Genomic DNA, 12,706 nt, shown 5'->3' with positions numbered 1-12,706 from the left:
AACTATGGACAACCGGCTAACACCGGTGACGCCCGACATTCCTAGACCAGCGGCACCCCTCCAGCCGAACACCTCGTCCTGCGGTAACCAACCCGCGCATATCAGCCAGACAGCGCTCCCTCGTCGAACATGACGCGCCAGCCAACCGGACGACGCCGAAGAACGGATACGAAAAGAGCGGTCCAAGACAAACCAGCCCTGGACCGCTCACCCTTGCCCTATTGACAAGAACACCTACATATCAGCTGTAAAGAGGGGCCAACTGGGGTCACCTGAAGCTACTTTTGCGACTCACCGACCATAGGCGCCGCGTGGTCCTCAGTCCCAATTCTGACTATGGCAGTTTGATTCAGGACCGGTGTGACGGCTTGAACCAGGACCACCCACGACTCGCCGGTTGCTTGTGACGGTTTGAGTCAGGACCACCCCCATTTCCACCCTGCACCTTCATTCCGTTCTGGCCGGAATTGGAGCACGGCCCAGCCTGTGTCAGGTCATCGGCGGCTCGCTACCGACGTGGGACATAAACCCTCGGCATCGCGAGAGGTTCCGGCCGTACAGTGCGGCGCAGTTGGAGAATCGAGTCCCTGGTGTCACGACTGGGCCGCCTCTAAATCTCAGGGCGAGCAAAAGGAGGCGGATCCGGAACCACGACAGGAGCATAAAGGACCATCTGGTTTGTCCATGTCATGGCGCGCACGGGCTCCTGCGATCGCGGAAATACGCGGTAGCGAAAGTGGTCCTCGGTACCAAGTAGCCTGTCCATCTACATCTTCGAAGCGGAGTTGCCGCTCACTGCTGCTCGTAAAATGTTGCCTCCGTCGCTCCTGCGCCGGAGGCAGTAACTCTTATCGACCACGATCAATTCCCGTGGATCTGTAGGCCCGCCTTCGGTTGCTCCGGAGGCCAGCTCAGATGCTTACGAAGCTGTGTTGAAGCTCGAAAGATGAGGTGGTCATGAGCTCAAAGTCGTCAATCGACTGGAGGACGATCCTGGAGACGGACTTCAACTCGACTGCAGTGTCATTGATTGTTCGTGACCGAGATAGGGGAGGGCATGTTGCCCAGGCCATTGACGGACGCGGGGGGCGACGGCGGGATCGACATCGATGTACGTGACGCAGCCAGTGGCGAATTGGTAGAGATTTTGCCCCGCACGCAATGACGCGCGGCGCTGGCTGTGCCCGGTATTACAGGCAAAGGTCGGTGCCGATACGGGAGGCCTGCCATACGCCCACGGCCAGAACCCCGCCGGCAAGTGGCGCCGGTAAGATGCCATCATCACTTTCGCCGAGCACAAAGGAACACAGTGAGAATCGTCTCGTGGAACTGCTCTATGGCGTACTACAAGAAACGGCACCTGATCGAGGCGCTGCAGCCTGACGTCGTCATACTCCAAGAGGTGGCCAAGAAAGACATTTCCGCGGCTGAGCAACCCTTCGCGGCATGGACCGGCAGCAATCTGAACAAGGGTCTCGGAGTTATTGGATTCGCCAACGCTCGCTACAAAATTTCAGAACACGCGGATCCCAATTTGCCCTGGCATCTTCCCTTTTCGATCGACGGCCTCAACATCATTGCCCTTTGGGCGCATCAGTTGAATCGCGATCTAAGGTATGTTCGCGTGACCCATGAGATAGTCGACCGTAACGCAGAATTCCTCGCCGGCGGCAGGGCGTTGCTAATGGGGGACTTCAACAGCAACACGGTCTGGGACAGGGCGCATCCCAAGAGGAACCACAGCATGCTGGTCGAAAAGCTCGCTGGGCTTGGGCTCAGCAGCGTGTACCACCGCGACGCGGTGAACGACCAGGGGGCGGAGCCGACGAAAACGTACTTTCACACCCGGAACCTCCGATTCGGGCATCACATTGACTTCGCATTCCTGAGCGACGGCATCCCGGCCGATCTCCGAGTAGGGGATTCCGAAGACTGGTTGGCGCATAGCGACCACATGCCCCTGATCTTGGACATCGCTTAGTAACACGCGGGTCAGGCGCCGGCCCAGCAACCTTCCTTCGCGCGGTGGCGAATTGCCGGCGCCAGGTGCATGCTTTCCGCGAGCCCGGCTTGGACTGACCTTCCGATCTTTCCCCGTTCTCTAGCCCGGCATCATTCCACTCGCTCGGCGGGTTAGGGCCGCCGTCCTGATGATGCTTCCAGACTGGAATCAGAGGACTTTGAGGTTGATCTCCTTTGTTTCTGTCTCCGGTGACACGTCCGTCGCGCCACCGGCCTGCGTGTCGGCCTGACCGGGAAGTGACCGTGATCGGGCCGCTCGCACCTGCGTGGGTACGAGCGACCGCGATCCTCGGTCCGACCGTCAGGTGTAGCTCAGGCTGACCAGCAGTGCTTTGAGTTGGGTGTATTGGTTTGTCGCCATCCAGGCCTTCGCGGCCTCCCTGTTCGGGAACCCCGGGTCGCCGAAAAGAACCCGGGTGAACAGTCCGGCGTTGGCGGTGGAGACGAGATTGCACCATGATGCGACGCCTTCGCCCTCCTTCAGCGACCGGGGATCAGTTAGCCCCATGAAGTAGGCATCGCCATCACCAGAGGATTCCACAGCGAATCCGTAGACGGGCTTCTTGCCGTCCGGCGCCGTCATTCCGGAAACTGCCTTGTGATCGAACACGTGACGCGTCACGGGACCGCCAGCACACCCTGCAGTGACGCCGTTGGCCAGGAAGAGCAGATCGTTTCCCGCACCGTCAGCAACGGTGACCTCAACGCCGGGAAGGCCGGCGGGCGGGTGCACGGTTCGCACGGTCCACGTCTCCGGATAGGCGAACGAGATGTGTCCGTCCGGGAACGTGAAGGTCTTCAGCGCGGGAGACCCGTGCTTACCCGCTGAGGCGGGAACCTCCGACGCCGGTACCGCCCTGGCGGCAGTTGCCGTCGGTCCTGCAGTGGAAGCAGGTGGGAAAGTTAACGTCGCCGTGCGGTCTGCCATGGTACTCACGACAAGGCTCGAAGCGGCGGCCGGAGCCCCTGGCTGTGGCCCACAGCCGGCAAGGGCGAGGCCGATGGAAGAACCTGCGATGGTGACGGCAGTGAAGAGTCTGGCGCGATGTGAATGCATTGTGTAGCCCCCAATTCTTATGACGGCGGACCGAATGCCCCGCTTGAAAGCAAAGTTTCCGGGACACGGCCAGTAATTACAGCCAGGGCAAGTTATTTATGCCTTCCGATCGCCACACGCCTCAGATGGCCGCCGCCTGCCTCCCCGCCGGCACCCGTGACAGGAAGTCCTCCACCACCGCGGCGAACTCGTCGGGCCGTTCGATCTGCGGCATGTGCCCCGTCTTCGAGAATGTGTACGACTCGGCGTGTGGCAACGCTGCCACTGCCGCCTCGAGGTGGCTGAACGGGAGGATGTGGTCGTGGTCGCCCCAGACCACGAGCGTGGGAGTCTCCGACTGCGCCAACGCCCCGAGGAGGGCCCTCCGCCACCCGGCCCTGACGCCAAAGATGGTTCCGAGGTCGCGAGCGACGTCGAGGAGGGTTTGGCGGTGGGACGCCCGCTGCGACAAAGCGAACGCGTGGTCAACGCGGGCGTCGGTCACGAGTGCTTTGTCGTAGAAGATCGACTGGACGGTGCGGCGCGAAGCCCCTGGATCCGGACGCAGCAGCAACGAAGCGAGCGGCCCGACCGCGAGCAGGCGCAATACCAGTGCAACCTCCTTGCCGAACCCGGCACTGTTCGCAAGAACCAGCGCCGAGACACGGTCCGGGTGTTCGGCAGCCAGTTTCATGGCGACGGCCCCGCCCAGCGAGTTTCCCATCACGGGGAGCGGCTCGTGCACCCCGACGGCGTCGAGGAAAGCCGGCAGGACGTCGGCCAGTTTCGCCAACGTCGCCGGCCCGGAAAGCCGTTCCGAGTAAGCAAATCCGGGAAGGTCCACGCTGTAAACGGCGTGGCGTGCCGAGAGCCGCTCGTGCTGCCCGTTCCAGTCCTCCAGGCTCTGGCCGATCCCGTGCAGGACCAGCACGGGGTCGCCGCTGCCGGTCTTCCGGTAGCGCAACCGCGTGCCTGCGACGTCGACGTATCCCGTTCCCGGGAGCGCCAGGGGATCCCGGCGCACAAATGGCGCCCCACCGGACGCCCGCACCCGTTGTCCGCGCCGACCGAAACGGACCCGGTCGGTCAACCTGCCGGCCCTCAGGAGGGCGAAGTCTCGGAAGTAGTTCTGGTGCAGCCGCCACGGTGAACCGGCACCCTGCCGGGGCAGCTGATCGGCCCCGCGGAAAATGTAGCCGGCCTTCAGGTCAATCAGGGAGGACAGCTCACCGTTGGCGACATCGGCAGGCGCCGCGGGCACCACCCAATGCAGTCCCCGCCGGTCAAGATGCTTCAGCAGCCGGCAGACGTAGCCTGCGACCAGATCCGCCTTCAGGGTCCACGATGCATTGGTGTACCCGATGGTGAGCGCAAAGTTGGGCACGCCGTCGAGCATCATGCCCTTGTAGGTCAGGGCCTTGCCCACGTCCACGGGCTCGCCGTCGACGGTGAGCGTCATCCCGCCAATCACCAGCAGATTCAATCCCGTCGCCGTGACGATGACGTCGGCCGGGATCGACCCGCCCGAGACCAGGTCAATCCCGTCCGGCGTGATCCGGGAGATCCTGTCGGTGACGATGTCGGCAGTGCCTGCGCTGATCGCGCGGTAGAGGTCCCCGTTGGGGATCGCGCAGACCCGCTGGTCCCACGGCTGATACGACGGCGCCAGGTGCGTGTCCACCGCAAAGCCCTGCGGCAGCTTGGCGACCGCAGATTTGCGCAGGATCGCTTTCATGGTCTCCGGCCGCCGTCGGCTGAGCTGGTACGTGAACATCGAAAAGAGAATGTTCTTGACCCGGACGACGTCGTACGCCAGTTGCGCGGGCAGCTTGCCCCGGAGGCGGTCGGCCAGGTGGTCGCGGGACGGCACGGGGGCGATGTACGTGGGGGAGCGCTGCAGCATCGTCACCTTCGCGGCCGACTTCGCCATGGACGGCACAAGTGTCACCGCGGTGGCCCCGCTGCCGATGATCACCACCTGCTTGCCCTCGTAATCGAGGTCGGCCGGCCAGTGCTGCGGGTGGACGATCGATCCGGCGAAGGTGTCGGCGCCCTCAATGGCAGGGGTAAACCCCTCGTCATAGCGGTAATAGCCTGAGCACACAGACAGGAAAGAGCATGTGAACGTGACCGCCTCGGCGGTGCCGGGTCCCGGGTCGCCGTGCCGGTATTCGCCCTCGGAGGTGCGGACGGCCGTCACCGTCCACAGCGCGGTGTCGCTGGACCAGTCGGCAGAGACCACCCGGGTGTTCAGCCGGATCTGCGGGGAAAGGCCCTCGTCCGCAATGGTCGCCTCGATGTAGTCGCGGATCGAATCGCCGTCGGCAATCGCCTTGGCACCGGCCCAGGGCCGAAAGGAATAGCCGAGCGTGTACATGTCGCTGTCGGAGCGGACGCCCGGGTATCGGAAGAGATCCCAGGTGCCGCCCACCGTGCCCCGGGACTCCAGGATCGCGAACGTCTTCCCTGGTGTTTCGCGTTTCAGCCGGCTCGCGAAACCTATGCCGCTCAGCCCGGCTCCGACAATCAACACATCCACGTGCGCGCTCATCACGCCACGCTATCGACTTAAAGTCGAGAGAGTCAACACCGTGTTGATACCTCGCGTTAGGATGGGCGCATGGCTCCACGTGGAAGACGTACAGCACGGGTCTCGGGGGATGAACGCCAGGACGCGATCCTCGCCACCGCCGAGGCGCTCCTTGGCGAGCGGTCCTTCGACGACGTTTCGATCGAAGAGCTGGCCCGCGGCGCCGGCATCTCGCGCCCCACCTTCTACTTCTACTTCTCGTCCAAGGATGAGATGCTGCTGGCCCTTCTGGACCGGGTGGTCTCCGAGGTGGAACACCGGGTCAGCGAGTTGCCGCGAAATTTCGAAAGTGACCCCGCGGGAGCCTGGACGCGCTCCATTGGCATGTTCGTTGAGGTGTTCGTGGCCCATCGCGGCGTCGCCACCGCGGTGATTGCAGCGCGGACCCGCAACGACGAGGTGCGCGCCCTCTGGTCCAAATCGATGCAGTCCTGGGTCGATTTCTCGAGCGATGTCATCGCGTCCGAGCAAGCCCGAGGGGCTGCGCCGGACGGCATCGACGCCCATGACCTGGCCGTAAGCCTCAATCTCATGAACGAGCGGGTGATCACCGCCGTCCTCAACCGGGAGATGCCCGCGATCGCGGAGTCCCATGCCCTGGACGTGTTATCCACCATCTGGATCCGCAGTATCTACGGGTCCGTCAACCCCGGCCGTTCCTAGCGCCGGGTGGAAAGGAAGAACCCGCATGCCCCACCAGATCAAAACCTTGACCGTGCTCGGCACCGGAGTGCTCGGTTCCCAGATCGCCTATCAGGCCGCCTTCCACGGATTCGCTGTCACCGCCTACGACGTCGACGGCGACGCCCTGGAGAAGGCCCGGGCGCGCTTCGCCCGGCTTGTCGGCATCTACCGGACGGCCAACGTCGGCGGTGCCGGAGAGAGCAAAGCCGAGGCAGCTCTTGAAAACCTCCGCCTCACCGCCAACCTCGGGGACGCCGTCGCCGATGCAGACCTCGTGATCGAGGCCGTTCCTGAGCTGCTCGAGGTGAAGCGGGACGTCTACCGCACGCTCGCAGACCTGGCCCCCGCCAAGACCATCTTCGCCACGAACTCATCAACTTTGCTGCCCAGTGATCTCAAAGATTCCACCGGCCGCCCCGACCGCTTCCTCGCCATCCATTACGCCAACAACATCTGGGCGCAGAACATCGCCGAGGTGATGGGCACCGCCGAAACCGATCCCGCAGTCTTCGACGCCGTCGTCGACTTCGCGCGAAACAGCGGGCTGGAGCCGATCGAGATCAGGAAGGAGAAGGCCGGCTACGTGCTGAACTCCCTGCTGGTCCCGCTCCTGAACGCGGCCGCCGGCCTGCTGCTCCAAGGCGTCGCCAGCCCGGAAACGATCGACAAGACGTGGCGCATTGCCACCGGAGCGCCGAGCGGTCCGTTCCAGATCTACGACGTCGTCGGGCTGGGAACCGCCTACAACATTGCCGCCTCATCGCCAGACCCCGGATCTCAGGCCTTCGCCCGGTACCTCAAGGACAACTACATCGACCAGGGCAAGCTCGGCGTCGAGACGGGCGAGGGTTTTTACACCTACTAAGTCTTCGCATGGGCTGACGGACGGTGCTGACGGACGGTCCAGCGGAGCGGGAGTGGCTGCGGAACCGCTTTTTACACGGACCCGGTCAGCCCTGGCGGTTCGTGTCCAGGACGGTGACGTCCAGGGGCATGCGCCTGGCGCGACGGAGGCGTCCGGCCAGCACATTGCGCACCCCGCGGGTCACCATGGTCGTCTTGGTCAGATACCGGAACTCGGCGGCGTCCGACGTTACGAGGTCCAGGAGCGGGCGCGCGGCGTCGTCAGGGGTCTGCCCCCACAGCCCGACGACGACCTGCAACCCGCCCAGTCGATGCTGGTACCCGGGCTGGGACGTGACGTGCCCCAGCATGTCCGTGATCACCAGGCCCGGATTCATGCCATGCACCCGGACGCCGGTGCCCTTGGTCTCCACCCGCAACGTCTCGGTGAACTGGCGGACCCAACGCTTGCTTGACGCATACGCGTTCTGCAGGGCCACCGGCCCCTGGTCGCCGTGGCCGTACACGTTGACGAGGTCGCCGCGACCTTGGCCGATGAACACCGGCAACGCCACCCTCGACCCGTGGAACGTGCCGAGGATGTTCGTGCGCACCACTTGCGTGAAGTCCTCGACCGGCGTGGACGCCGTCGGCCCGAAGACACCGGAAGCTCCGGCGTTGTTGACCCAGATGTCGAGCGTCCCGCGGCTAAGGGCCTCGTCGCGCAGGGCCTCGACGTCGGCCAGCTCACCGGTGTCGCACTGACGCCCGGATGCCGCGATCCCTTCCGCATGCAGCCGCTCGACGGCGGCCTCGACGTCGGCGTCCGACCTGGACGCCAGCACCACCGTCGCACCCTGATGCCCCAGCAACCGGGCCATGGCCAACCCCAGGCCGCGCGTCGAGCCAGTCACGACTGCCACGCGACCGCGGAGGACATCTCGTCGCGAACCCATGCTTCTCTCATACGCGCAGCGGCCGGGGAGAGCAAGAGCGCAGGCGTGGTGAAAGTTCCGAGGTGGTTGTCCGCCGGGTGGTTCCCAAGCGGCGCTGTTCCATCGCATCGGGGCAATTATCGGGGGTCTGTCGCGACGCCGCGGACGGATTTAGACTGAATCATTCCGCGACGCCGGCGTCTGCCTCGGGCGGGGAGGAAGATCAGCGGCCGCCTTGTCGCACGTAGTCGGCGGGATCGTAGTGAATCCGGAGTGTCGAGATCTTGCCGTTGTCGAAGCGGAAGAACTCTGCGAGCCGGACAAACCCGGCCGGCATGCGGGCGTCGTAGAGTATCGCGGAGCCATCTGCGCCGTGGACCTCTTGGATGATCTCGAGGTCCGACACCGTGGCGATGAAGCCCTTTACGCCTTGGCAGAATCCGGCGGCCCCTGTGCGCTTCCCTGCGATCGGACCTTCAAATTCGAGGCCGTCGACGAGCAAAGTGCGCAGCTCGCCGTCGGGGTCGAACGCATCTATGCCGGCGGCCAGGATCCGGTAGTAGCGCTGGAGTACGTCTGGCGCAGCCTTGCTCAGCGTGGACATCGGCAGTCCTCCTTAAGATTGAAATCTTCAAGCTCTGCACATCGATGAGGCGGAGAACGCGGTTCAATGTGGACCGGATCGTCGCCGGTCAGGTTATATCCGTTGAGTACAGAAGTCACGACGTCGAGGAGGGCTGCCGCTGCGGCGTGGTGCTCACCGTCGTTTCAGCGGCGTGGCGGGGCCACAGTCCCCGGAGACGTTCAGGCGTTCTGCTGGTTCGCGGCCGTCAGCGTCTTGCCTAGAACTGGGTAGTGCCACGCAGCCGGCGCGGGCGGCCGTCCGGGTCAACGACGAGGCGGCTCATCGGAACCGCCCAGAGACGTTGGCGGGACGACACCGGCTCTGGAGTGTGGTGGCGCACGTGTCCGGAGGGGCGGGGGGAACGGCGGCCGGCTTCATGCCAGCGGTCGAGAGCGTCTGCGGTGGTGTTCCAAAGCTTGAGCCCGGCCGCCGGGTGGACGAGCCGTGGATCGTTCTGCTCCAGACCCAGGTGTTCGGCCCAGAGTTGGAGCCGGAGCCCGTGGGCCAACGGCCGGAAAGTGTCGCGGCTGTTGTCTGCGCCGGGCGCCTCCCGGTTGTCGACAGTCGTGTCGAGTACGGCGCAGGTGAGCTCGCTGTCGTTGGTCCAGGACCGGCGGTTGAAGTTGTCTGAGCCGCAGGTGAACCAGGTGTCGTCGATGATGCAGATCTTGGCGTGGACATAGATCGGAGTTCCCGCGCGGTTCTCCAGGTCGAACACGCCGACCCTGTCGGGCGCGACCCGACGCAGCATCCTGATGGCACGCAGTTGCCCGATCCGGGCCGCCGGCCCTGCGAGAGGCCCGTCAGAGTCGGGGTAACGGGGGACGACGGCGATCACGTTCAGGTCGGGATTCCGGTCGAGGGCCTCTGCGATTCCGGCGGCGACCTCTGTCGACCACAGGTACTGGTCCTCCACGTAGATCAGCGAGCGGGCGCGGGCGAAAGCTTTCGTGTAGGCGCGGGCAATGCTGCGCTCCCCAACAGGCGCGAACGGAAACGGGGGACGCCTAACGCCGTAAGTGCGCAGCAGCTGCACGGAATGAGGACCCGCCGGTGGGGGCGGCGGCGCCGCCTCCGGGAGCGGTTCGGGGTGCCGGGGCATACGGGCCAGACGTTGCAGCAGCATCCGGTAGGGGGTGCGCCGGTCCAAGGGATGGGGGTCATTCCACCGTTCAGCAAACACAGCCAGCACATCTGCCACCACGGGGCCACGCAGTTCGAGGGCGGCATCGTGCCATGGCGGTCGTTCCCCGTACCGGGAATCCATGCTCACCGCTTGCGGGTCTCCCGCATGGTCGGCGTTGTCCCGACGGCTGTGGGAAAGGTCGATCCCGCCAACGAACGCGACATCCAGCGACGGATTGTCACGACGGCGAATGACGAAGAGCTTCTGATGATGGGAGCCGAACACGCGTACACGCTGATCCAGCAGCACCTCTCCGCCGGCGTCGTTGACCTGACGGCTTAGGAGCTCATTGGAACGGCCGCTGATCGGGGCCGATACGCGCTCTCCATGGGATCTCCAGACAAGCCCCCGCACTTCCACGCCCTCACCGGCCAAGCCCGCGAGCACCTCGCCAATCGACGGTCCGTCCGCCAGCAGCCGCTCATCGGCGTCGCCACGCCAGTCGGTGAACCACACGCGGTCTCCCGCCTGGAGCGCCGTCAACTCCTCATGCAGCCGGGCGAAGTAGGTCGCACCATGAATCAGGGGCCGCACTAGATTGCCCTCCGACCACGGCGGCGATCCGGCACCGCCCGCGTGGACGTCTGTGGCCAGATTCCCCCGCTCAGCGCGGCTCAGAAACCACGTACCAGCATCACTGTCCACTCAGTCCTTCTTTCGGCGCCCGAGCCCAGGGCACTAGTGTCCGATCTTCAACGTAGCGACTGTGCTGCCTGATGTCACCGACCGGGTCAAAGGTGTCCGGTATCAGCGGACCAGCGGAACGCCCGCTCGTGTTGGGCGCCCACTTGAACTGACACATAGGGATTGCTTGTAAGGAAGGCGGCGCAGCACCGGATCAAGCCGCTCTCCGGCCCTACCGGGATGACGCTGGACGGCCTATCGTGGTCCTGACACAGCCCGAGGGAAAGGAACGACGATGTTCACCCTGCAGATTAGCTATCCGGTCCGGGACTACGAGGCCTTTAAGAAGGTCTTCGACACCGATCCCGCAGGCCGCGCCGCCTCCGGCGCCCGGGCTGTCCGCCTGTTCCGGGACACAGAGGACCGGAACAGCGTGGCCGTGCTCCTTGATTTCGACACCAGGGACGCCGCTACCGTCTTTCTGGAAAAGTTGCGCAGCCAGGTGTGGGACAAACCTGAGGTGATCGGGCAGCTGATGACGGCAGCGCCGACAGCCAGGATTCTGGAAGAAGTGGCCCGCGAGGGCCAGGGCGCGGGCTGACCGCTGAGAATCCTGCTGGACTCGCGGTGGCACAAGAAACCGCTGCATCCCGCGGGTGCCAATGTTGGCTCTCGGGCAGGTTTGGGCGCTAAGAGAGCGTCGAGTTCAAAGCCCACCTAATGCCCGCCTGGAGCCCGCATTATGCCTGCCGGGAGTATGAGGAACCCGAGGCCGTCCGTTCCAATAGTCCGAAGTCGATCATGTAGCGGCGCAGCATGACGACGTCATCGGTATAACCGAGCAGTCGTTCATTAACCTGCTTTTCCGTTAGGTGTTCGCCCGGCTCAACAGCTTCGCTGACGATCCAGGCCAGGAGCTCCCGCCGTTCCGTCACGTTGGCTGGATACCTCTCGATCCTCCCCAAGCGCATGAAGCGGGCCAATCCGGTCTGCGGCTGCCGCCGGGGTTGCTGCCTGAGGAGGTCGCGGAAGATCGCCTCGGGTGCCTCAAGGTCACTGGCGGCATTGCGTTCCACGAGTCCTGACTCAAGGAGGACAGCGATGGCCCGGTTTCGCCGGTGGTCATTCAGGTCAGCAAGCACGTCGGGGAGCTTGGCGCCGAGCACTATCTGCGCGTAGGCGGTCCGAGCGTCCGTGTTAGCGAGGGCTGCCACTACGCGCCGCCAGTGCGGTCCACTCACCATCGTCGTTCCGGTCACAGCGTTTTCCTCACTCTGCATTTGCCCCCGTCTGTGCTGGTCACGGGTACTTGGTCAACAGGCAAAATCGTAGTCCTGCGCGGGTGTGGCGGACAGGGCCCGCAGACGGCAGGCTGATGGCCCGGACATTCACGGTTGTCCGTTCAGATGGGTTGCAGCAGGCGGTATTCCGGCGCTGTGTCGGGAAATTGGTGTCCGGCGGTGAATTGGTGCCAGTCCGGGAAGGGGTCCGGGGGCAGGTCTGGGTCCGGATCCGCGGGCTGGCCTTGAGCGGGGTCCGTGTCGGTGTCGGGTTCGGGGCCGGGTTCATACGTGGCCGGGATATGGGGCAGCCAGTCCTCGGGCCGGCGGGGTGATTCCCAGTCCTCGGGCCAGTGGGGTGGTTCCCAGTCCTGGTGTTCACTGGGATAGTGCCGTCCGGACGGTGAGGTCCAGCCCGGCGGGTGGTCCCTGCTGGCCCCGGCGGGTGTCCAGGCGGAGGCGTGTTTGAGCCGGTGGTGTTTGCGGCAGGGCTGGCCGAGGTTCGAGATCCCGGTGGTGCCGCCGTCGGCCCAGGCCAGGAGGTGGTCTGCCTCGTTGTCCAGGGAGTGGTTGCCGCAGCCGGGGAAGGGACACCGGCCGTCGCGGAGCCGGAGCCAGTGGCGCTGGGCCGTCGTCAGGCGGTAGCTGGTCCGGCCGATTTCCAGCGGGGCGCCGTCCCGGGGATCGGTCAGGACCCGGTGGAAGGAACCGGCGCCCTCGGCGATCAGGCGGCGGGCCATCGACGGCGGGATCGGACCGTACCCGTCCAGGACGGCCGGTTCGTCGGTGGCGCCGAGCAGGGACAGGACCGGGACGGTGACCAGGACCTGCGCCCGCGGGACCGGAACAAACGCCCCCGCACGAGCTCCCGCCCCCGTACC

Annotated in this window: 11 protein-coding genes; 4 read left to right on the top strand and 7 right to left on the bottom strand. The window is 64.9% G+C overall.

From position 1 onward, the window contains the following. The first annotated feature begins 1,309 nt into the window (after positions 1 to 1,309). Positions 1,310 to 1,981: an endonuclease/exonuclease/phosphatase family protein gene (locus AC1DRO_RS21020; protein WP_476952316.1), complete on the top strand. Its 672-nt coding sequence runs from the start codon at positions 1,310 to 1,312 to the stop codon at positions 1,979 to 1,981. A 342-nt stretch (positions 1,982 to 2,323) separates the two neighbouring features. On the opposite strand, the gene AC1DRO_RS21015 is transcribed toward AC1DRO_RS21020, so the two are convergent. Together AC1DRO_RS21015 and AC1DRO_RS21010 are read right to left on the bottom strand one after the other, a co-directional pair. Next, positions 2,324 to 2,959 (bottom strand): hypothetical protein, encoded by a 636-nt coding sequence (locus AC1DRO_RS21015; RefSeq protein ID WP_476952315.1) that lies wholly within the window; start codon positions 2,957 to 2,959, stop codon positions 2,324 to 2,326. A 241-nt stretch (positions 2,960 to 3,200) separates the two neighbouring features. Beyond that, positions 3,201 to 5,609, bottom strand: coding sequence for an alpha/beta fold hydrolase (locus AC1DRO_RS21010; protein WP_476952314.1), 2,409 nt, complete (start codon positions 5,607 to 5,609; stop codon positions 3,201 to 3,203). A 69-nt stretch (positions 5,610 to 5,678) separates the two neighbouring features. Between AC1DRO_RS21010 and AC1DRO_RS21005 the strand changes: the two genes are divergently transcribed. Further along, the gene (locus tag AC1DRO_RS21005; RefSeq protein WP_476952313.1) at positions 5,679 to 6,311 is read left to right on the top strand and encodes a TetR/AcrR family transcriptional regulator; all 633 of its coding nucleotides are present in this window, start codon (positions 5,679 to 5,681) and stop codon (positions 6,309 to 6,311) included. A gap of 25 nt (positions 6,312 to 6,336) precedes the next feature. Beyond that, complete coding sequence (locus AC1DRO_RS21000) at positions 6,337 to 7,197, top strand: 3-hydroxyacyl-CoA dehydrogenase (RefSeq protein ID WP_476952312.1); 861 nt, start codon at positions 6,337 to 6,339, stop codon at positions 7,195 to 7,197. An 85-nt stretch (positions 7,198 to 7,282) separates the two neighbouring features. On the opposite strand, the gene AC1DRO_RS20995 is transcribed toward AC1DRO_RS21000, so the two are convergent. The 3 genes from AC1DRO_RS20995 to AC1DRO_RS20985 form a co-directional block, all read right to left on the bottom strand. After that, complete coding sequence (locus AC1DRO_RS20995; RefSeq protein WP_476952311.1) at positions 7,283 to 8,089, bottom strand: SDR family NAD(P)-dependent oxidoreductase; 807 nt, start codon at positions 8,087 to 8,089, stop codon at positions 7,283 to 7,285. A gap of 244 nt (positions 8,090 to 8,333) precedes the next feature. After that, a complete protein-coding gene (locus AC1DRO_RS20990) occupies positions 8,334 to 8,714 on the bottom strand; it encodes a nuclear transport factor 2 family protein (RefSeq protein WP_476952310.1) in 381 nt (126 codons plus the stop codon). Positions 8,715 to 8,952: 238 nt separating this feature from the next. Beyond that, positions 8,953 to 10,455, bottom strand: a complete 1,503-nt coding sequence (locus tag AC1DRO_RS20985; RefSeq protein ID WP_476952309.1) for a phospholipase D family protein — start codon at positions 10,453 to 10,455, stop codon at positions 8,953 to 8,955. Positions 10,456 to 10,840: 385 nt separating this feature from the next. On the opposite strand from AC1DRO_RS20985, the gene AC1DRO_RS20980 reads away from it, so the two are divergent. Continuing rightward, positions 10,841 to 11,146, top strand: a complete 306-nt coding sequence (locus tag AC1DRO_RS20980) for a hypothetical protein (protein WP_476952308.1) — start codon at positions 10,841 to 10,843, stop codon at positions 11,144 to 11,146. Between the two features lie 139 nt (positions 11,147 to 11,285). On the opposite strand, the gene AC1DRO_RS20975 is transcribed toward AC1DRO_RS20980, so the two are convergent. Next, on the bottom strand, positions 11,286 to 11,804 hold the full coding sequence (locus AC1DRO_RS20975) for a DUF2087 domain-containing protein (protein WP_476952307.1): 519 nt from the start codon (positions 11,802 to 11,804) through the stop codon (positions 11,286 to 11,288). A 143-nt stretch (positions 11,805 to 11,947) separates the two neighbouring features. Further along, on the bottom strand, positions 11,948 to 12,706 hold a 759-nt coding region (locus AC1DRO_RS20970; RefSeq protein ID WP_476952306.1), incomplete at its 5' end, for an HNH endonuclease signature motif containing protein.

Source organism: Arthrobacter sp. P4_F11, from assembly GCF_056401395.1.
The sequence above is the reverse complement of the archived record's forward strand: the minus strand, read 5'-3'. Positions and strand labels throughout refer to the sequence as shown.